Source organism: Streptomyces sp. NPDC050619 (genome assembly GCF_040654815.1).
GTDB lineage: Bacteria > Actinomycetota > Actinomycetes > Streptomycetales > Streptomycetaceae > Streptomyces.
Map to the genome: position 1 here is coordinate 101237 of NZ_JBFAIR010000013.1, position 18197 is coordinate 119433.

The window sequence follows — 18197 nt, forward strand, 5'->3', positions numbered from 1 at the left end:
GTCAGCTCATCGGTCTTCGACGAGGCGCACGAAGTCCCGTTCGTTGCGCTCGGCGCGCCGCACGTACCAGCGGGCGAGCAGGACCAGCGGCGCGTAGAGGCAGAAGCCGAGCACCACCCAGGCCAGGCGGCGGGCGTCCGGCATCGCGGCGAACAGCAGCGGCAGCGGGCCGACCAGCAGCACGAGGACCGCGAACACGGTGAGGGCGGCGCGCAGTTGGCTGCGCATCAGGGAGCGGACGTAGGTGTGGCCCAGGGTGGTCTGCTCGTCGATCTCGGTGCGTGGCCGGTAGTAGCCGGGGACCGGGCGGGAGCGGCGGGGCGGGCCGGTGACGACGACACGGCGTTCGGCGGGGCTCTGGGGCACCGTCAGGGCCTCCTCATCAGCAGGTCCCGCAGCTCGCGGGCGTGGCGGCGGCTGACCTGGAGCTCCTCGGCGCCGACCAGGACGCTCACGGTGCCCGCGTCCAGGCGCAGTTCGCCGACGTGGCGCAGGGCGACCAGGTGGCGGCGGTGGATGCGGACGAAGCCGCGGGTGCGCCAGCGCTCCTCCAGGGTGGACAGCGGGATCCGGACGAGGTGGCTGCCCCGGCCGGTGTGCAGCCGGGCGTAGTCGCCCTGGGCCTCGACATGGGTGATGTCGTCGACGGAGACGAAGCGGGTCACGCCGCCGAGCTCGACGGGTATGTGGTCGGGGTCGGGCTCGTGCACGGGGATGCGGGGGCCTGCGTCGCTGCGTTCGGCGGCCCGGCGGACAGCCTCGGCGAGCCGTTCCTTGCGGACGGGTTTGAGGACGTAGTCGACGGCCTTGAGGTCGAAGGCCTGGACGGCGAAGTCCTCGTGGGCGGTGACGAACACGACGAGCGGCGGCTGTGCGAACCCGGTCAGCAGCCGGGCCAGGTCGAGCCCGTCGAGGCCGGGCATCTGGATGTCGAGGAAGACGACGTCGATCGCCTCGGGCCCGCTCGGCCCCGACTCCAGCGCACGGTTGAGGCGGCGCAGCGCCTCGGTCGCGTCGCCGGCGCCCTCCGCGCTGCCGATGCGCGGGTCGGCGTTCAGGAGGTAGAGCAGTTCCTCCAGCGAGGGGCGTTCGTCGTCGACAGCCAGGGCGCGCAGCATGAACCCGGAGTGTAGGAGCAATTCCTACGTCAGGACACGTTCCGAGGTGCGGAGGTACCGCTGGAGGGGGTGGTACGCGGGTGCTGGATACAGTGCCCGGATGAACAGCAGGCCCACGCCGTTCGACGAGCTCGACCGGAAGATCCTCACCGCGCTGATGGCGAACGCCAGGACGAGTTTCGCCGAGATCGGCGCGAGCGTCGGGCTGTCCTCGACGGCGGTCAAGCGGCGCGTGGACCGGCTGCGCGACACGGGCGTCATCACGGGGTTCACGGCCACCGTGAAGCCGTCGGCGCTGGGCTGGCGCACGGAGGCGTACGTCGAGGTGTACTGCGAGGGCGCGGCCCCGCCCCGGCGGCTCGCGGAGGTCGTGCGCAACCATCCGGAGATCACGGCGGCGATGACGGTGACGGGCGGGGCGGACGCGCTGCTGCATGTGCGGGCGCGGGACGTCGAGCACTTCGAGGAGGTGCTGGAGCGGATCCGCATCGAGCCGTTCATCCGGAAGACGATCAGCGTGATGGTGCTGTCCCATCTGCTCCCGGAAAGCCCGGAGGCGGGCGCCAGCCAGGCCGCGCCGGAGGAAACGCCGGGGCGCGCAACAGACCTGCGCTGAAGGGGCCAAAGACGCAGCGTTCCTGCGCGAACGCGCAAGTCTCGTTCCTTGTCGGCCGTCTGGGTCAGTTCCTACCTTGGTGTCAACCCTCAGTCGACACCGCAGGAAGCGGAGGTACCCCTCTGTGACCGATTCCCGTGTGCCGCGCCGACGGCGCTTCCTCGTCTGCGAACCCAGACACTTCGCCGTGCAGTACGCGATCAACCCCTGGATGCATCCCGACAACCATGTCGACGTCGATCTGGCCCACGAGCAGTGGCAGACGCTGATCCGCGCCTACCGGGCCCACGGCCACGCGGTCGACACCGTGGATCCGGTCCCCGGACTCCCGGACATGGTCTTCGCCGCGAACTCGGCGGTCGTCGTCGACGGCCGCGTCTTCGGCTCCCTCTTCCACGCCCCCGAGCGCCGCCCCGAATCCACGCACTACGACACCTGGTTCAAGACGGCGGGCTACGACGTCCACCGGCCCGCTTCCGTCTGCGAGGGCGAGGGCGACCTGGTGTGGACGGGCCGGTACATGCTGGCCGGCACCGGATTCCGTACGACCCGTGAGGCGCACCGCGAGGTGCAGGAGTTCTTCGGCCACCCGGTGATCAGCCTGACGCTGGTGGACCCGTACTTCTACCACCTGGACACGGCGCTGTTCGTGCTGGACGGCGGGCACGAAGGAAACATCGTGTACTACCCGGAGGCGTTCTCGTCGGGCAGCCGTGAGGTGCTCGCGCGGCTGTATCCGGACGCGGTGCTCGCCACCCGCGACGACGCGAGAACGTTCGGACTGAACTCCGTCTCCGACGGACGCCATGTCTTCATCGCGCCCCGGGCCGAGGCCCTCGCCGCCCGTCTGGCCGACCGCGGCTATGTCCCCGTCCCCGTCGACCTGTCCGAGTTCCAGAAGGCCGGCGGCGGCATCAAGTGCTGCACTCAGGAGATCCGCTCATGACCGCACCCGCCCGCACGCGTACGTCCGCCGACCTCATCCGCGCTCAGGAGCCGGTCCTCGCGCACAACTACCACCCGCTGCCCGTGGTCGTCGCCCGTGCCGAGGGCACCTGGGTGGAGGACGTCGAGGGCCGCCGCTACCTCGACCTGCTGGCCGGCTACTCGGCCCTCAACTTCGGCCACCGCCACCCCGCGTTGGTCGAGGCGGCGCACCGCCAGCTGGACCGGCTCACGCTCACCTCGCGCGCCTTCCACAACGACAAGCTCGCCGAATTCGCCGAGCGGCTCGCGGAGTTGACGGGCCTGGACATGGTGCTGCCGATGAACACGGGCGCCGAGGCGGTCGAGAGCGGCATCAAGGTGGCCCGCAAGTGGGCGTACGAGGTGAAGGGCGTCCCGGCCGACCAGGCGACGATCGTGGTCGCGGCGGACAACTTCCACGGCCGTACGACGACGATCGTCAGCTTCTCGACGGACGAGACGGCACGGACGGGCTTCGGCCCGTTCACCCCGGGCTTCCGGATCGTCCCGTACAACGACCTGGCCGCGCTGGAGGCGGCGGTCGACGAGACCACGGCGGCCGTGCTGATCGAACCCATCCAGGGCGAGGCGGGGGTCGTCATCCCGGACGAGGGCTACCTGACCGGCGTACGCGAACTGACCCGCCGCAAGGGCTGTCTGTTCATCGCGGACGAGATCCAGTCGGGCCTCGGCCGCACCGGCCGCACGCTCGCCGTCGAGCACGAGTCGGTCGTGCCCGACGTGCTGCTCCTGGGCAAGGCGCTGGGCGGCGGCATCGTCCCGGTGTCCGCGGTGGTCGCCCGCCGGGAGGTGCTCGGTGTGCTGCGGCCGGGCGAGCACGGTTCGACGTTCGGCGGCAACCCGCTGGCCGCCGCGGTCGGCACGGCGGTCGTCGAGCTGCTGGAGACGGGCGAGTTCCAGCGCCGGGCGGCCGAGCTGGGCGTGATCCTGCGCGACGGGCTCACCGAGCTCGTGGGCCGGGGCGTCGTCGGATTCCGCTCGCGCGGGCTGTGGGCGGGCGTGGACATCGACCCCGCCCTCGGCACCGGACGCGAGGTGAGCGGGCGCCTCATGGAGGAGGGCGTCCTGGTCAAGGACACCCACGGTTCGACGATCCGCCTCGCACCGCCGCTGACGATCACGGCGGAGGAGTTGCGGTCCGCGATCGGAGTGCTGGAGAGGGTGCTCTGATCCCTGTCCGCGTTTCCCGCTCGGCCGCGGTCGGGAGGCAGCCCGGACCGGAAGGGTGAAGATAGGGACAAGAGGTGGTAGACCGCTCTCAGCGACAGAGAGGTCGGCCGTGGGCGCAGACGAGGAGCGGGGCGTTGCCCGGCAGCGGTTCGACGTGGCGGACGCCGCGCCCCTGCTGCTCGACGCGCGGGGCGTGGTGACGAGCTGGACCCGGGGCGCCCAGCGGCTGCTCGAGTACCCGGCCGCCGAGGTGGTGGGTACCAAGGTGACCGGCCTGCTGGCCGCCGAGGATGCCGGGCGCGTGCCCGAGCTGGGCGAGCGGTGCCGTGCGGCAGGCGGCTGGGCGGGGCTGCTGACCGCCCGGCGCCGGGACGGGCAGCCGGTCAGAGTGATGGTGCGGATCACCTCGGCCGTGGACGCCCGGGGGCCGGCGAGATGGCTGGTGCTGCTGTCGGAGATGGCTCAGGCACCCGGCTGGGACATGAGCCGGCCGACGCTGGAGCAGATGGTCGCCCGCTCGCCGGTCGGCATCGCCGTCGTGGACGTGGACCTGCGCTTCGTGTGGTCGAACGCGGCTCTGGAGGAGTTCGGCGGCGGACCGGCACAGCAGCGGCTCGGGCGGCGGCTGGCGGACATCCAGCCGGGGATGGACGCCGAATCGGTCGAGGCGCAGATGCGGCGCGTGCTGGCGACCGGTGAGCCGGTGGTGGGGTACGAGCACGTGGCCCGGCTGCGGTCCGCGCCGCACCGGGAGACGGCGCACATGCTGTCGTTCACGCGGCTCGACGACGAGCAGGGCCGTCCGATGGGCGTGTACTACACGGTCGTCGACATCACCGATCGGCACCGGGCACGGCAGCGGTTGGCCCTGCTGGACCGGGCCGGGGAGCGGATCGGCCGCACCCTGGACATCACGCGGACCGCGCAGGAGCTGGCCGACGTGGCCGTGTCGGGATTCGCCGACCTGGTCTGCGTGGACCTGCTGGAGTCGGTGCTGCGCGGGGGCGAGCTGCCCCCCGGGCCGCTGAGCGACACGGACCTGGTGCCGCTGCGCCGGGCCGGGCAGCAGTCGGTGGACGAGAACCTTCCCGAGGCCGTCGTCGGCATCGGAGAGGTGGCCGCCTACCTGGCCGGTTCGCCCCCGGTCCGCAGTCTGACCACCGGCCGGTCCTGGTACGAGGAGCGGCTCGATCCGCGTGCCAAGGAGTGGGCGACGGGCCTGCCCGGCGGCCGTGCGGCCACCTTCCTGGAGCTGGGGCTGCACAGCGTGCTGATCGTGCCGGTCCGCGCGCGGGGCGTCACCCTGGGCGTGACGACGTTCTTCCGGCGGCGCCGCCAGGACCCCTTCGACGCGGACGACCTGAGCCTGGCCGAGGACCTGGTGTCGAGGGCGGCCGTCTGCGTCGACAACGCCCGCCGCTACACCCGCGAGCGAGACGCGGCGCTGGTCCTTCAGCGCAGCCTGCTCCCGCACCGGCTGCCGCAGCAGAACGCGGTGGAGGTGGCCGCCTACTACCGGCCGGCCGACGAGCTGACCGGCCTCGGCGGCGACTGGTACGACCTGATCCCGCTGTCCGGCGCGCGGGTGGCCCTCGTGGTGGGCGAGGTGCCCGGGCACGGCATCGGCGCCGCCGCGTCCATGGGCCGGCTGCGGACCGCCGTACGGACCCTCGCGGCGCTGGATCTGCCGCCCGAGGAGGTGCTCGCCCACCTCGACGACCTGGTCGCGCGGAACGCCCGCGAGGACGGTGTCGGGCCGGAGCCCGAGTCCGACGGCACCCAGGATCTGGGCTCCGGGTGTGTTTACGTCGTCTACGACCCCGTCGACGGACAGTGCGCGATGGCGTCCGCGGGCCATCCCGCGCCCGCCGTCGTGCTGCCCGACGGGAGTGTCGTGTTCGTCGATCTTCCGCAGGGGTCGCCGCTCGGCGCGGGCGGTCCGCCCTTCGAGTCGGTCGAGCTGGCCCTGGCGGAGGGCAGCGTGCTGGCCCTGCACACCGACGGTCTGCTGGCCGGCGGGCCCGAGCAGGCCGTGGACGCGGACCGGGAGCGGCTGCGCCGAGCCCTGGAGCGGGACACGGCCTCCATCGACCTGCGCTGCCGGACCGTGGTCGACGCACTGGTCCCGGCCCGTCCGGACGACGACGTGGCCCTGCTGATGGCCCGCACCCGGCTCCTCGGCGACGACCAGGTCGCGGACTGGGACCTGCCCGGCGACCCGGCCGTCGTCGCCGAGGCGCGCAAGGCCGCCGCGCGGCAGCTGACGGAATGGGACCTGGAGGAGCTGGCCTTCACCACGGAGCTGGTCGTCAGCGAACTGGTGACCAACGCCATACGGCACGCCGCCGGTCCCATCCGGCTGCGCCTGATCAAGGAGCGGGCGCTGATCTGCGAGGTGTTCGACGGCGGCGCCACCGCACCGCACCTGCGTCATCCGCGCACCACGGACGAGGGCGGGCGCGGTCTGCTGCTGGTCTCCCAGTTCAGCCAGCGGTGGGGCACGCGCTTCACCCCGGAGGGGAAGATCATCTGGGCGGAGCAGTCCCTGACGGGTCCGGCAATATGACGACGATACGACTTGACGATACGACTTTGACTCACCCATATCGTGGGAAACTGGTGGAATCCTGGCGGCGAGAGCGGGAGCCATGAACGATTCGGCGATCGACTACGCGGCGGTGTTCCAGGCCCTGCCCGGAATGGTGGCCCTGCTCACGCCCGAGCTGGTCTTCGCGGACATGAACGAGGAGTTCCTGCGCGGGGCCGGCCGCAAGCGCGACCAGGTCATCGGACGCCGGCTGTTCGATGTCTTCCCGGACAACCCCAACGACCCCGCGGCGACGGGCATGCGCAACCTGGAGGCCTCGCTGCGCCGCGTGCTGGCCACCGGCGAGCGCGACGCCATGGCCCTCCAGCGGTACGACGTCGAGGATCCCGAACGGCCCGGGCACTGGGAGGAGCGGTACTGGAGCCCGTGCAACGCGCCGGTGCTCGGCCCGGACGGGCAGGTGGTGCTGCTGGTGCACCGGGTGGAGGAGGTCACCGAACTGATCCGGGCCCGCGGCAGCCGCGGCTCCGGCCGGGCCCGGGTACTGGAGGCCGAGCTGTACAACCGCGCCCGCGAGCTTCAGGAGCTCAACGACCGGCTGCGGCGGGCGCACGCCCGTGAGCGCGAGGTGGCCCTGGCCCTCCAGGAGGCGATGCTGCCCGCCCGCCGACAGGTGGGCGACCACCGGGCGGCCGTGCGCTACCGGCCCGCGGTCGGCGCGCTGAACGTGTGCGGCGACTGGTACGACCTGGTCGACCTGGTCGGCGGCCACCGTCTCGGGGTGTCCGTGGGCGACGTGGTGGGCCACGGGCTGCCGGCCGCCGGTGTCATGGGCCAGCTGCGCAGCGCGCTCAGCGCCACCTCCCGGGTCGCCGAGGGCCCGGCGCAGGCGCTGGACGTCCTGGGGCGGTACGCCCATGTGGTCGACGGCGCGGAATCGGCCACCGTCGTCACGACGTTCATCGACTTCGACCACCACACCATCGCCTACAGCAGCGCCGGCCATCCGCCGCCGGTGCTGGTCCATCCCGACGGCGGGGTGGAGTTCCTCGACCGGGCCACCGATCCGCCGCTCGACGCCCGCCCCGACCCGCTTCCCCGGCCGCAGGCCGGTACCACCTTCACCGAGGGCGCCACCCTCGTGCTGTACACCGACGGCCTGATCGAACGGCGCCGCGAGGACATCGACACGGGGCTGGCCCGGCTCGCCGACTCCCTCGGCCGGCACCGCGAGGAGGACCCCGAGGCCCTCGCGGACGCCGTCCTGCTGGAACTGCTGCCTCCGGGAGGTGCCACCGACGACACCGCGCTCATCATCGTGCGGCTGTGAGGGTGAGCCGGCGAGGGCAGACCCTCAAGCTGATGTGCGCAGGCCCTCAAGCTGGGGGCAAGCCCTCAACGGGCCCTTGCCCGGGGCCGGGTGGCGAGGTCGCCCAGGTTCCCCCGTCTTCCGCCTGCCCCTACACTGGCACCCCCACAACACGCCGGTTGACCTGCTGGAACACGGCGGCCCCGCCGATCCGCCGGAGTGAGGAGCGACCCGTTGTTCTACTACGTGCTCAAGTACGTGTTGCTGGGCCCCGTGCTGAGACTGGCCTTCCGGCCCCGAATCGAGGGCCTCGAACACGTACCGGATACGGGCCCGGCGATCGTCGCGGGCAACCACCTCTCCTTCGCGGACCACTTCCTGATGCCCGCGGTCCTCAAGCGGCGCATCACCTTCCTCGCCAAGGCCGAGTACTTCACGGGCCCCGGCATCAGGGGCCGGCTGACCGCGTTCTTCTTCCGCAGCGCCGGGCAGATCCCGGTGGACCGCTCCGGCAAGGAGGCCGGCCAGGCCGCGATCCGTGAGGGGCTCGGCGTCCTGGGCAAGGACGAACTGCTCGGCATCTATCCCGAGGGCACGCGTTCCCACGACGGCCGGCTCTACAAGGGCAAGGTCGGCGTGGCCGTGATGGCGCTCAGGGCCAAGGCGCCCGTCATCCCGTGCGCGATGATCGGCACCTTCGAGGCGCAGCCGCCCGGCAAGGTCGTCCCGAACATCCACCCCGTGGTGATCCGCTTCGGCAAGCCCCTCGACTTCTCCCGCTACGACGGGATGGAGAACGAGAAGGCGATCCTGCGCGCCGTCACCGACGAGATCATGTACGCCATCCTGACGCTGTCCGAGCAGGAGTACGTCGACCAGTACGCGGCCGTGGTGAAGGCGGAGGAAGCCACCGCCAACGAGCGTCGCAGGTTTCCCCGGATCCCGCTGAGTTGACGTCTGCGCGATCCGCGTGTTCCGCATGAGAAGAGGCGGCCGGATGTCCCGGCCGCCCCTCATCGCCGCACGGAGTCGGCTACGTCTACGGCTTCGGTGTGGCGTGCGGGGTGCACGTCACGTCCGCGCCGTCCAGTTTGCCGGTGAGCAGGTAGGTGTCCACCCGCTCGTTGACGCACGGGTTGACCAGGCCGGTCACGCCGTGGGAGCCCGCGTCCTTCTCGGTGATCAGCCGGGAGCCCTTGAAGCGCTTGTGCAGTTCGACGGCGCCCCCGTACGGGGTGGCGGCGTCACCCTCGGACTGCACGATCAGCACACCCGGCAGCCCCTTGCCGGTCTGGACGTCCACCGGGGTCTGCTGCCTGACGGGCCAGGTGGCGCACGGCAGGTTCAACCAGGCGTTGGCCCAGGTCAGGAGCGGGTAGTCCTGGTGCAGCCGGGTGTTGTCCCGGTCCCACTTCCGCCAGCTGGTGGGCCACTTGGCGTCGGTGCACTCGACGGCCGTGTAGACGGCGTTCCCGTTCTCCGAGGCCGCGTTGCCCGCGGTGTCCGTGAGGTCGGGGGCGGCGGCGTCGACGAGTGCCTGGGTGTCACCGGCGAAATACTCGCTCAACACCGTCGCGACCGGCACCCACGAGGAGTCGTAGTACGGCGCGCCCAGGACGAAGTTGGTCAGCTCGGCCGGGCCGACGACCCCGCCGATGGGGCTCTTCTTCGCGGTGGCGCGCAACTCCAGCCACTTCGACTGGACTTCCGCGCGGGTGCCGCCGAGGTGGAAGGTGGCGTCGTTGGCGGCGACCCAGTCCTCCCAGTCCTTCCAGCGGCCCTCGAAGGCTACGTTCTGGTCGAGGTTGGCCTCGTACCAGATCTTCTCCCGCGACGGGTTGACGACACTGTCGACGACCATCCGGCGCACATGGCCCGGGAACAGCGTGCCGTAGACCGCGCCGAGGTAGGTGCCGTAGGAGACGCCGAGGTAGTTGAGCTTCTTCTCGCCGAGCGCGGCGCGGATGACGTCCAGGTCGCGCGCGGTGTTCGGCGTGGTCATGTGCGGCAGCATCTCGCCGCTGCGCTCGTAGCAGCCGTCGGCGTACTCGCGCGCGAGCTTGCGCTGGGCGAGCTTGTCGGCCTCGGAGTCCGGCACCGGGTCCATCTTGGGCGCCTTCACGAACTCCTGCGGGTCGGCGCAGGAGATGGGCGTCGAGTGGCCGACACCGCGAGGGTCGAAGCCCACGAAGTCGTACGCCTTGGCCGTGTTGACCCAGACGGGGGCCTTGGTGGTGACCCGGCGCGGGAAGCGCAGACCGGAGCCGCCCGGTCCGCCGGGGTTGTAGATGAGGGCGCCCTGGCGCTCCTCCTTGGTGCCGGTGTTGCCGATGCGGTCGACGGCGAGCTTGATCTGCTTGCCGTACGGCTTGGCGTAGTCGAGCGGCACGGTGACGTAGCCGCACTGGATCGGCTTCTCCAGGCCCCAGTCGGCCGGGCAGTCCTGCCAGTCGATCCCGGTCTTCGCGGCCTTGGCGGCGGCGATCGTCGCGCCCCGGGCCTCGCGGTCCTGGCCGTGGCGGGCGTCCGCGCTCGCGGTGGGCGCCGCGACGGCCCCGGCTATCAGGGTCGCCGTGACGAGCACCCCGGCGGAACCGAACGCCGCCGCCCGTCTTGTCGCTCTCTTGTCTCTCAAGTGAGGCCTCCCCGTACGTCGTTGATGAGTACGGGGATCCTCTCGGCTGTGCGGGGCCCGAGAACAGAGGTTGTTTACCTTCTTTGCCAATCCGATAAGCGGAACAAGACGTTCGCTCGGCGAACCTTGACCTAACCGAGAGACGTCATCGCTTCCTCCAGCACCCGCCGCAGCCGTAGCGCGTCCGGTGCCACGGCGGTCACCAGGGCGGCGGGCCCGGCGAGCGGAACGACCGCGGCGCCCTCCCCCAGCACCCGCGCCGCCACCGGCTCGTCCACGAACTCCGGCCGTACGACGATGACTTGGCCGACGGCGCGGTGCCCCCCGAGTACCGCGGGCCCGTCCCAGCCGCCCGGCGCTCCGGGCCCGCAGGACAGTTCCTGGTCGAGCACGGTCCGCCCGCCGACCCGCAGGACGAGACGGCTGCTGAGCCGCCCGGGCTCCTCCCCCGCCCGCCCGAGCACCTGCTCCTCGCGCAGCACGAGCCGGGCCGTGGCAGCGAGGTCGGCGCGGGTCGTGACGTACAGCTCGCTGCCGTGCGCGGAGATCAACTGCTCGGGCAGCCAGTGCAGTTCGCCCCCGTCGGCGACGGTGAGGCGCACGTCGTAGCGGGCCTCGCCCTTCGCCTGGCCCGGCAGGGCGATGGTGGCGGCGGCCGATCCGAGGCGCAGCCGGGCCCCGGCCTCCACGCCGGCCTCCACCGTGAAGTGGTCGCCGCCGAGCGGCCCGCTCATCGCGCCGACGAGCATGACCCGCGCCTCGCTGCCCGTCCCCCGGGTGCGTCTGAGCGCCAGCGGCCCGTCGCCCTCCAGGACGGGCAGGGACGTACCGCCCCGGCCGTCGTCCCGTGCGACGATCCGAGCGGTGGCCCGCACTCCGCTCGCGGTCATGCCGTCCACGCGGCGAGCTGGGCCCGCACCCATGCGGCGACGTCGGCGACCCCGCCCTCAGCCCGCAAGGACTGGAAGACGACCGGCAGTTCGGCTCGCTGCGCCTTCGCGTCGGCCGCCATCCGGCCGAGGTCGGAGCCGACGTACGGCGCGAGGTCGGTCTTGTTGACGACGAGCAGGTCGGCGGTGGTGACGCCCGGGCCGCCCTTCCTCGGAATGTCGTCACCGCCGGCGACGTCGATCACGAAGATCTGCGCGTCAACGAGCCCCTTGGAGAAGGTCGCGGTGAGATTGTCGCCACCGGACTCGACGAGAATCAGATCCAGCGGCCCGACCTCGTCCTCCAGATCCTCGACCGCTTCGAGGTTGGCGGAGATGTCGTCCCGGATCGCGGTGTGCGGGCAGGCCCCCGTCTCCACGGCGGTGATCCGCTCGGGCGGCAGCACGGCCTCCCGGAGCAGGAACTCGGCGTCCTCGCGCGTGTAGATGTCGTTGGTGACGACGGCGAGGGACAACTCGTCGCGCAGCGCCTGACAGAGCGCGGCGACGGTGGCGGTCTTCCCGGATCCGACGGGCCCGCCGAGCCCGATCCGGAGGGCACGGTGGGAGCCGTCGGGGCGGTGGGCGTCGGCGCTGACGGCGGCGGGGCCGTCGTGGGAGTGGTCGAGGTGCATAAAGGCGGCTCCTGTATGTCTTGGCTGCTGTGTCTTGTCTGCTGTGTCTTGTCTGCGGTTCCTTTTCATCCCGGTCCAGGCAATTCCAGCCCGTCCGGCGCTTGAGGACGAGGCCGTTCAGGCCGATACGGGGTCTGAGGGCGGAGCCCCCAGTCACGGAGCCCCAGTCACGACGCGAACAGTCGTACAGCCCAAGCGGCATGCGCCTCCGCACTGATCTCCAGCAACGGCGCGGACGCCGCGGGCAACGCATCGACCCCCTCGTCGACACACAGCCCCGCCGCCTCCACCGCCTGATCCGCGACACGATCCAGCTCCGGCGCCAACCGAGCCAGCACCCCGGTCGCGTCAAAGGGATCGAGACTCAACAACCGCACCGTGGCCGAAGCCGCCCCGCTGACACTCTCGTACGCCGCACAGTAAGCGGCATCCAGCGCCCCGAGCCCCGCCGCCCGCGCCGTCATCCCGAGCACCACCGGCTGATGGGCCCCCTTGGGGAACTCCCTTGCCAGAGCGTCGAGTTCGTCCGAGGGCCAGGTCGCCCGAGCGGCCCGCATCAACTGCCGCCCCAGCTTGCGCGCGGCAACACGCAACGCGGGCGACGGTGTCCGCGCGTCCGCGGCCGCGTCCAACGCCCGGGGATCCACGCCGAGTACGGCCGCAGCAGCCAGCGCGGCGGCCACCCGCCCCGCCGTGTGCAGTCGCCCCCGGCAGAAGCCCTCCAGGCTCGCGGCCCCCGTGATCCGCCCGGCCTTGACGGCCGCCTCGGCACCGCCGGAATGCGCGTGCCCCCCGGCGGGAAAGCGGCCGTCGGCCAGGACGAGAAGTGCTGCTCGTGACATCGGAACCTCTCAACCCCGTGCCATCAGAAGAGGAAGTACCGCTGGGCCAGGGGCAGTTCCGCGGCGGGCGTCGCCTCGACCAGTTCGCCGTCGATGTGCACGGCGAAGCTGTCGGGATCGACCTGCACGCGTGGCCGCGCGTCGTTCTCCCGCATGTCGGCCTTGGTCACGGCCCGCGTCGACTCGATCGCCACGAACCGCTTGCCGAGCGAGAGCCGCTCCGGCAGCCCGTCCTCGATGGCGAGCGGCGCCACGAAGTTGAACGAGTTGGACGCGGGCGCCCGTCCGATCGCCCCGTACATCGGCCGCGGGAGGATCGGCTGCGGCGTCGGGATGGACGCGTTGGCGTCGCCCATCTGCGCGTACGCGATCTGCCCGCCCTTGACGACCAGGTGCGGCTTGACGCCGAAGAACGCCGGCTCCCACAGCACCAGGTCGGCGAGCTTGCCGGTCTCGACGGAGCCGATCTCGCGGGCGAGGCCCTGCGCGAGGGCCGGGTTGATCGTGTACTTGGCTACATAGCGACGTACCCGGTGATTGTCGGCGCGCCCGTCCCCCGGCAACGCTCCCCGCCGCCGCTTCATCACATGAGCCGTCTGCCAGGTCCGCATGACGACCTCGCCCACGCGCCCCATGGCCTGGGCGTCGGAGGAGATGATCGAGATGGCACCCAGGTCGTGGAGGATGTCCTCCGCGCCGATCGTCGACGGCCGGATCCGGGACTCGGCGAAGGCCAGGTCCTCCGGGACGGCCGGGTTGAGGTGGTGGCACACCATCAGCATGTCGAGGTGTTCCTCGGCCGTGTTGACGGTGAACGGCCGCGTCGGGTTCGTCGAGCTCGGCAGCACGTGCGGCTCGGAGACGACGGTCATGATGTCCGGCGCGTGCCCGCCGCCGGCGCCTTCGGTGTGGTAGGCGTGAATCCCGCGTCCGGCGATCGCCGCCAGTGTGTCGCCGACGAACCCGGCCTCGTTGAGCGTGTCCGTGTGGATGGCGACCTGGACGCCGGTGCGGTCGGCGACGGTCAGCGAGGCGTCGATGACGGCCGGGGTGGAGCCCCAGTCCTCGTGCAGCTTGAGGCCCAGCGCGCCGCCGCGGATCTGCGACAGCATCGAATCGTGCGAGACGGTGTTGCCCTTGCCGAGGAAGCCGATGTTCAGCGGGTACTGCTCCATCGCCTCCAGCATGCGCGCGAGGTGCCAGGGGCCGGGCGTGACGGTGGTCGCCTTCGATCCCTCGGCCGGGCCGGTGCCGCCGCCGACCAAGGTCGTGACGCCGGCGGACAGCGCCTCGTCGGCGATCTGCGGGCAGATGAAGTGCACGTGCGCGTCGACGGCGCCGGCGGTCAGGATGCGGCCGTTGCCCGCGATGATCTCGGTCTCGGGACCGATGACCAGGTCGGGGTGGACGCCGTCCATGGTGTCGGGGTTGCCGGCCTTGCCGATGCCGGTGATCCGGCCGTCGCGGATGCCGACGTCGGCCTTGACGATCCCCCAGTGGTCGACGATCACGGCACCGGTGATGACGGTGTCGGGGGTGCCCTCCGCGCGCGTGGCACGCGACTGGCCCATGGATTCGCGGATGACCTTGCCGCCGCCGAAGACCGCCTCCTCACCGGCGAGCCCGGGACCGCCGCAGCGATCCTCCTCGATCTCGACGATCAGGTCGGTGTCGGCGAGCCGTATGCGGTCGCCGGTCGTGGGGCCGAACAGGTCGGCGTACGCGGCACGCGAGATCTCAGGCATCGAGGGCACCTCCGGTCTCCCCGCGCAGCCCGGGCACCACGCGGGCGCCGGCGAGGGGGACGAGTTCGACGTCGGCGGGGATCCCGGGCTCGAAGCGCACGGCGGTGCCGGCGGCGATGTTGAGCCGCTTGCCGCGGGCGGCGGCGCGGTCGAAGTCCAGACCGGGGTTGGCCTCGGCGAAGTGGTAGTGGGAGCCGACCTGGACGGGCCGGTCGGCGGCGTTGAGGACGGTCAGCCGGGTGACCTCACGGCCTTCGTTGTAGACGATCGGGTCCTCGGCGAACAGGAACTCTCCGGGAATCATGGCGGCCTCCCCCGTCAGACGATCGGGTCGTGGACGGTGACGAGCTTGGTGCCGTCCGGGAAGGTCGCCTCGACCTGCACGTCGTGGATCATCTCGGGGATGCCTTCCATGACGTCGTCCCGGGTGAGCAGCTTGCGGCCCGACGCCATGAGTTCGGCCACGGTACGACCGTCCCGCGCGCCCTCGAGGATGTGCGACGTGATGAGGGCGACTGCCTCCGGGTGGTTCAGCTTGAGCCCACGGGCCCGGCGCTTCTCGGCCACGTCGGCCGCCACATGGATTAGCAGCCTCTCTTGCTCGTGCGGGGTCAGTTGCACGTCCCACCTCACAGTCCTCGCTCCGGACCGTGCGGGGTCCGGTTGCCGCAGCCCCGGGGCAAAGTCCCTGGTGGCGTAGGAGGGGCAGGCTAGTTGGACGGCGTTTCAGCCAAGTTAACCGAGCTGTGATCCACTCCGGGGTCCGGAGGCGGGACCGACATGCTCATCAACGCGCGTAGGCCGTTCTGGAGAACCTCGACCGGGGCCTGTCCCAGCAGGGGCTGCTGCGCGACGAATCCCTGCACCATGGCGACCATGGTGCGCGCGACATGCTCGGCGGGCACGTCGGCCCGCATCATCCCGGCGTCCTGGTAGGCCTCGACGACCCGCTCCCAGGCCTCGCCCACCGAGCTGTACGCCTCGCGCAGGACGGTCGCGAGCTCCGGGTTGCGCAATGTCTCCCCCCACGCCTGGATGACCAGACGCGGGAAGGCCGGTTCCCCGTCGACGGTCAGCGACGCCCGCAGGCCGAACGTCCGGTTCAGGACCGCCCCGACCAGGAGATCCGGCGGCTGCGGCGGGTGCTGTTTCGCGGCTTCCTCGAAGGCCTCCCGGACCTCGCCGAGCACTTCGCCGACGATCGCGGCGATGAGCTCCTCCTTGCCGCTGAAGTAGCGGTAGACGGCACCGGCGGAGAGATCGACCTCCTTCAGCACGTCCTGCATGGACGTGGCGTGGAAACCGTTGCGGGCGAAGCAGAGCGCGGCGCCGTCGAGGATCTGGCGGCGGCGGGCGTCCAGGTGCTCCTGGGATACGCGGGCCATGGTCGGCAATCTAAAACGAATATTCCTTCTTGACAAGCCACGCAGACCGACGGGACGGTGATGCCATCTCCAAAACGAACGATCCTTCTTTTTGACGCGAGGAGCTCACCCATGTCCACCGCACCCGCCACCCAGGCGACGCCGAGGACGCTGCCGAACGGCCACGGCGTGGTCGCCGTCGCCGTACTGATCCCCCTGCTCGCGGCCCTCGCTCTGTGGGCCTTCGCCTGGCCGGCCGCCCGCACCGCACCGCGCGATCTGCCACTCGGCGTGGCCGGACCGGCCGCCGCCACGGCCCAGGTGGAGCGGCAACTCCAACAACAGAAGGGCGCGTTCGAGATCCACCGCTACGCCGACGAGGCCGCCGCCCGCCGCGCCATCGAGGACCGGACCGTATACGGCGCGGTCGTCGTCACCGCCGAGGGTCCCGAGCTGCTGACCGCGTCCGCCGCGAGCCCGTTCGTCGCCCAGCTGCTCCAGCAGGCGGTGGCCGAGCAGGCGTCCGCCGAGGGCGGGCAGATCAGGACGGTCGACGTGGTGGCCGCTCCCGAGGCGGACCCGCGGGGCTCGGCGCTGAACGCGTGTGTGCTGCCGCTCGCCCTGGCCGGGATCGCGGCGGGCTCGGCGGTGAGCCTGCTCGGGCTGCGCGGCATCCGGGCCGTGACCGCGCTGCTCGCCGCCGCGGCTCTGGTCGGCGTGGCCGCGGCGGCGATCGCGCACAGCTGGCTCGGGGTGCTCACCGGCGACTGGTGGGCGGAGGCCGGGTCGCTCGCCCTGGCGACCCTGGCCGTGAGCGCGGCGGTGGCCGGCCTGTCCGCCCTGCTGGGCCGAGCGGGCATCGGGATCGCCGCGGGTGTGGTGATGCTGTTCGGCAATCCGTTCTCCGGCGCGGCGACGGCACCGCAGCTGCTGCCCGAGCCGGTCGGGACGATCGGCCAGTGGCTGCCGCCGGGCGCGGGGACGACCCTGGTGCGCTCGGTGTCGTTCTTCGACGGCGCGGCGGCGACCGATCCCGCCCTGACGCTGACCTGGTGGGCCGCGCTGGGCCTGGGCGCCGTACTCCTCGGCAGTGCGCTCCAGACGCGTACGAAGCGCACCGAGCGCGCGGCCGAGAGGGAACTGACGGCCGTCGGCTGACCGCCGGCCTGTCCGGCCCCCCCTAGGAAACCTTCAGAGAGCCCCTAGGAAGCGCCGGGCCCCCGATGGTGCGCCGCGATGCCGAAGCGCTGCTGTTCGCGGGGAGCGGAGGCGACCTCGCGGACGGCGGACACCGCGCTGATCACCTGCTCCTCCGCGGGCTCCTGGAGTTCCTCCAGCCGTTCGAGGTCGGCGGCGGAGACCAGGGCCACGAGTGGTTTGCCATGCCGCGTGACGACCACCCGCTCACCGCCGTACACCACCCGGTTGATCAGGTCGGCGAGTTCAGCCCTGGCTTGCGTCACCGGAATCTCATAGGCCATGCCCCTAGCTTACGGGGCATCCGTGGAGTCCATCAGTTCCACTGGGCGCAAGGAAAGACCAGGTCAGACGCCTCTCGGCTGCCGCCTCTCCTACAGTCCGTGAGAAATGTGTGAGAGGCGGCAGCCGTCTGTCAGCCCTACTCCTCCGCATCGGCCGGGCACCGCGTCTTGCCGTCGACGACTGCGTCTACCCTTGCCGGTGAGGATGAGCTCACTGCCACACTCGCGGCACCGCCACCTCCGCTGGTCATCCATGTCAACCTCGCGAGCGTCCACGTCCACCTCGTGACCGAGTGACGCAAACCACTCCAATCCGGCCTCCGTTTTGGTCCGAGTCGGCCCAGGTCAGACGGCGTTGATCAGGCTGTGAATCCGCTGACAGCACTCTGAATCGACCTCGGTCGAGCCGCGATGGGGACGCGACCGCGAGGGCCACATCCAGCAGGATCTTCCCCGGATCATGCCCCACCCGTTGCTTCCGCCACGGCGTCAGGGCCGCCGATATCGCCTGGTCCAGCCCGGTCTTGCGGACCGTCTCGACCAGCAGCACGCCACCGGCCTGTACGCTTCTTCACGCTTCGGACAGGCTCGTTCGTGAAAGCGCGAGGTTAATGCAGCAGAGCAGCGGTTGAGAGCGTCATGCCGCGCACCGCGGCAGACGGGCTCATCTGCCGCTGCCAACGTCGTGCCGCTGCGCCTACCACGAACCTGACGACTCCGGCGGCACCGGAATACGAGAACGGCGTCGGTTGGTCCTGCAGCCGCGGTTGCTGTGACGGTTGGTGGGGTTGCTCGTTGAGCTGTGCATGGGTGGGGAC

Annotated in this window: 18 protein-coding genes; 7 read left to right on the top strand and 11 right to left on the bottom strand. The window is 71.5% G+C overall.

Features of this window, described 5'->3' with window-relative positions; genetic code table 11:
* Nucleotides 1–6: 6 nt before the first annotated feature.
* Together AB0I77_RS22150 and AB0I77_RS22155 are read right to left on the bottom strand one after the other, a co-directional pair.
* Entirely contained in the window at nucleotides 7–366 is a 360-nt protein-coding gene (locus AB0I77_RS22150; protein ID WP_363284370.1) for a hypothetical protein, read from the bottom strand.
* Nucleotides 367–368: 2 nt separating this feature from the next.
* Nucleotides 369–1118 (bottom strand): LytTR family DNA-binding domain-containing protein, encoded by a 750-nt coding sequence (locus tag AB0I77_RS22155; RefSeq protein WP_363284371.1) that lies wholly within the window; start codon nucleotides 1116–1118, stop codon nucleotides 369–371.
* A 100-nt stretch (nucleotides 1119–1218) separates the two neighbouring features.
* Here AB0I77_RS22155 and AB0I77_RS22160 point away from each other — a divergent pair, with 100 nt between their 5' ends.
* The 6 genes from AB0I77_RS22160 to AB0I77_RS22185 all read left to right on the top strand — a co-directional run bounded on the left by AB0I77_RS22160 (nucleotide 1219) and on the right by AB0I77_RS22185 (nucleotide 8702).
* Nucleotides 1219–1734: an Lrp/AsnC family transcriptional regulator gene (locus AB0I77_RS22160; protein WP_363284372.1), complete on the top strand. Its 516-nt coding sequence runs from the start codon at nucleotides 1219–1221 to the stop codon at nucleotides 1732–1734.
* Nucleotides 1735–1858: 124 nt separating this feature from the next.
* Nucleotides 1859–2680: a dimethylargininase gene (gene ddaH / locus AB0I77_RS22165; RefSeq protein ID WP_363284373.1), complete on the top strand. Its 822-nt coding sequence runs from the start codon at nucleotides 1859–1861 to the stop codon at nucleotides 2678–2680.
* A complete protein-coding gene (gene rocD, locus AB0I77_RS22170; protein WP_363284374.1) occupies nucleotides 2677–3891 on the top strand; it encodes an ornithine--oxo-acid transaminase in 1215 nt (404 codons plus the stop codon). Before ddaH ends, rocD begins: the two co-directional genes overlap by 4 nt.
* A 109-nt stretch (nucleotides 3892–4000) precedes the next feature.
* Entirely contained in the window at nucleotides 4001–6457 is a 2457-nt protein-coding gene (locus AB0I77_RS22175; protein ID WP_363284376.1) for a SpoIIE family protein phosphatase, read from the top strand.
* An 82-nt stretch (nucleotides 6458–6539) separates the two neighbouring features.
* Nucleotides 6540–7769 (top strand): SpoIIE family protein phosphatase, encoded by a 1230-nt coding sequence (locus tag AB0I77_RS22180; protein WP_363284377.1) that lies wholly within the window; start codon nucleotides 6540–6542, stop codon nucleotides 7767–7769.
* 213 nt (nucleotides 7770–7982) lie between these two features.
* On the top strand, nucleotides 7983–8702 hold the full coding sequence (locus AB0I77_RS22185; protein WP_363284378.1) for a lysophospholipid acyltransferase family protein: 720 nt from the start codon (nucleotides 7983–7985) through the stop codon (nucleotides 8700–8702).
* Nucleotides 8703–8787: 85 nt separating this feature from the next.
* Here the strand turns inward: AB0I77_RS22185 and AB0I77_RS22190 are convergent, their stop codons facing one another.
* The 8 genes from AB0I77_RS22190 to AB0I77_RS22225 form a co-directional block, all read right to left on the bottom strand.
* Complete coding sequence (locus tag AB0I77_RS22190) at nucleotides 8788–10383, bottom strand: alpha/beta hydrolase (RefSeq protein ID WP_363284379.1); 1596 nt, start codon at nucleotides 10381–10383, stop codon at nucleotides 8788–8790.
* 131 nt (nucleotides 10384–10514) lie between these two features.
* The gene (locus AB0I77_RS22195; protein WP_363284380.1) at nucleotides 10515–11273 is read right to left on the bottom strand and encodes an urease accessory protein UreD; all 759 of its coding nucleotides are present in this window, start codon (nucleotides 11271–11273) and stop codon (nucleotides 10515–10517) included.
* Nucleotides 11270–11947 carry an urease accessory protein UreG gene (gene ureG, locus AB0I77_RS22200; RefSeq protein WP_363284381.1) on the bottom strand — a complete coding sequence of 226 codons (678 nt, stop codon included), beginning with the start codon at nucleotides 11945–11947 and terminating at the stop codon, nucleotides 11270–11272. The genes AB0I77_RS22195 and ureG overlap by 4 nt, the downstream gene beginning before the upstream one ends.
* A 167-nt stretch (nucleotides 11948–12114) precedes the next feature.
* Nucleotides 12115–12789 carry an urease accessory UreF family protein gene (locus AB0I77_RS22205; protein WP_363284382.1) on the bottom strand — a complete coding sequence of 225 codons (675 nt, stop codon included), beginning with the start codon at nucleotides 12787–12789 and terminating at the stop codon, nucleotides 12115–12117.
* 23 nt (nucleotides 12790–12812) lie between these two features.
* Entirely contained in the window at nucleotides 12813–14534 is a 1722-nt protein-coding gene (locus AB0I77_RS22210) for an urease subunit alpha (protein ID WP_363284383.1), read from the bottom strand.
* A complete protein-coding gene (locus tag AB0I77_RS22215) occupies nucleotides 14527–14838 on the bottom strand; it encodes an urease subunit beta (protein WP_363284384.1) in 312 nt (103 codons plus the stop codon). Before AB0I77_RS22215 ends, AB0I77_RS22210 begins: the two co-directional genes overlap by 8 nt.
* Nucleotides 14839–14852: 14 nt before the next feature.
* Nucleotides 14853–15155 carry an urease subunit gamma gene (locus AB0I77_RS22220; RefSeq protein WP_010355509.1) on the bottom strand — a complete coding sequence of 101 codons (303 nt, stop codon included), beginning with the start codon at nucleotides 15153–15155 and terminating at the stop codon, nucleotides 14853–14855.
* 89 nt (nucleotides 15156–15244) lie between these two features.
* Nucleotides 15245–15919, bottom strand: coding sequence for a TetR/AcrR family transcriptional regulator (locus AB0I77_RS22225; protein WP_363284385.1), 675 nt, complete (start codon nucleotides 15917–15919; stop codon nucleotides 15245–15247).
* A gap of 111 nt (nucleotides 15920–16030) precedes the next feature.
* Between AB0I77_RS22225 and AB0I77_RS22230 the strand changes: the two genes are divergently transcribed.
* A complete protein-coding gene (locus AB0I77_RS22230) occupies nucleotides 16031–17056 on the top strand; it encodes an ABC transporter permease (protein WP_363284386.1) in 1026 nt (341 codons plus the stop codon).
* 44 nt (nucleotides 17057–17100) lie between these two features.
* Here AB0I77_RS22230 and AB0I77_RS22235 read toward each other — a convergent pair whose 3' ends face one another.
* Entirely contained in the window at nucleotides 17101–17379 is a 279-nt protein-coding gene (locus AB0I77_RS22235; RefSeq protein ID WP_363284387.1) for a type II toxin-antitoxin system Phd/YefM family antitoxin, read from the bottom strand.
* Nucleotides 17380–18197 lie beyond the last annotated feature (818 nt).

What these genes read in the sequence shown, in the direction of transcription:
- AB0I77_RS22155 (WP_363284371.1), bottom strand. Translation starts at nt 1,118, where the DNA reads ATGCTGCGCGCCCTGGCTGTCGACGACGAACGCCCCTCGCTGGAGGAA.
- AB0I77_RS22160 (WP_363284372.1), top strand. Translation starts at nt 1,219, where the DNA reads ATGAACAGCAGGCCCACGCCGTTCGACGAGCTCGACCGGAAGATCCTC.
- rocD (WP_363284374.1), top strand. Translation starts at nt 2,677, where the DNA reads ATGACCGCACCCGCCCGCACGCGTACGTCCGCCGACCTCATCCGCGCT.
- AB0I77_RS22180 (WP_363284377.1), top strand. Translation starts at nt 6,540, where the DNA reads ATGAACGATTCGGCGATCGACTACGCGGCGGTGTTCCAGGCCCTGCCC.
- AB0I77_RS22195 (WP_363284380.1), bottom strand. Translation starts at nt 11,273, where the DNA reads ATGACCGCGAGCGGAGTGCGGGCCACCGCTCGGATCGTCGCACGGGAC.
- ureG (WP_363284381.1), bottom strand. Translation starts at nt 11,947, where the DNA reads ATGCACCTCGACCACTCCCACGACGGCCCCGCCGCCGTCAGCGCCGAC.
- AB0I77_RS22205 (WP_363284382.1), bottom strand. Translation starts at nt 12,789, where the DNA reads ATGTCACGAGCAGCACTTCTCGTCCTGGCCGACGGCCGCTTTCCCGCC.
- AB0I77_RS22210 (WP_363284383.1), bottom strand. Translation starts at nt 14,534, where the DNA reads ATGCCTGAGATCTCGCGTGCCGCGTACGCCGACCTGTTCGGCCCCACG.
- AB0I77_RS22215 (WP_363284384.1), bottom strand. Translation starts at nt 14,838, where the DNA reads ATGATTCCCGGAGAGTTCCTGTTCGCCGAGGACCCGATCGTCTACAAC.
- AB0I77_RS22225 (WP_363284385.1), bottom strand. Translation starts at nt 15,919, where the DNA reads ATGGCCCGCGTATCCCAGGAGCACCTGGACGCCCGCCGCCGCCAGATC.
- AB0I77_RS22230 (WP_363284386.1), top strand. Translation starts at nt 16,031, where the DNA reads ATGTCCACCGCACCCGCCACCCAGGCGACGCCGAGGACGCTGCCGAAC.
- AB0I77_RS22235 (WP_363284387.1), bottom strand. Translation starts at nt 17,379, where the DNA reads ATGGCCTATGAGATTCCGGTGACGCAAGCCAGGGCTGAACTCGCCGAC.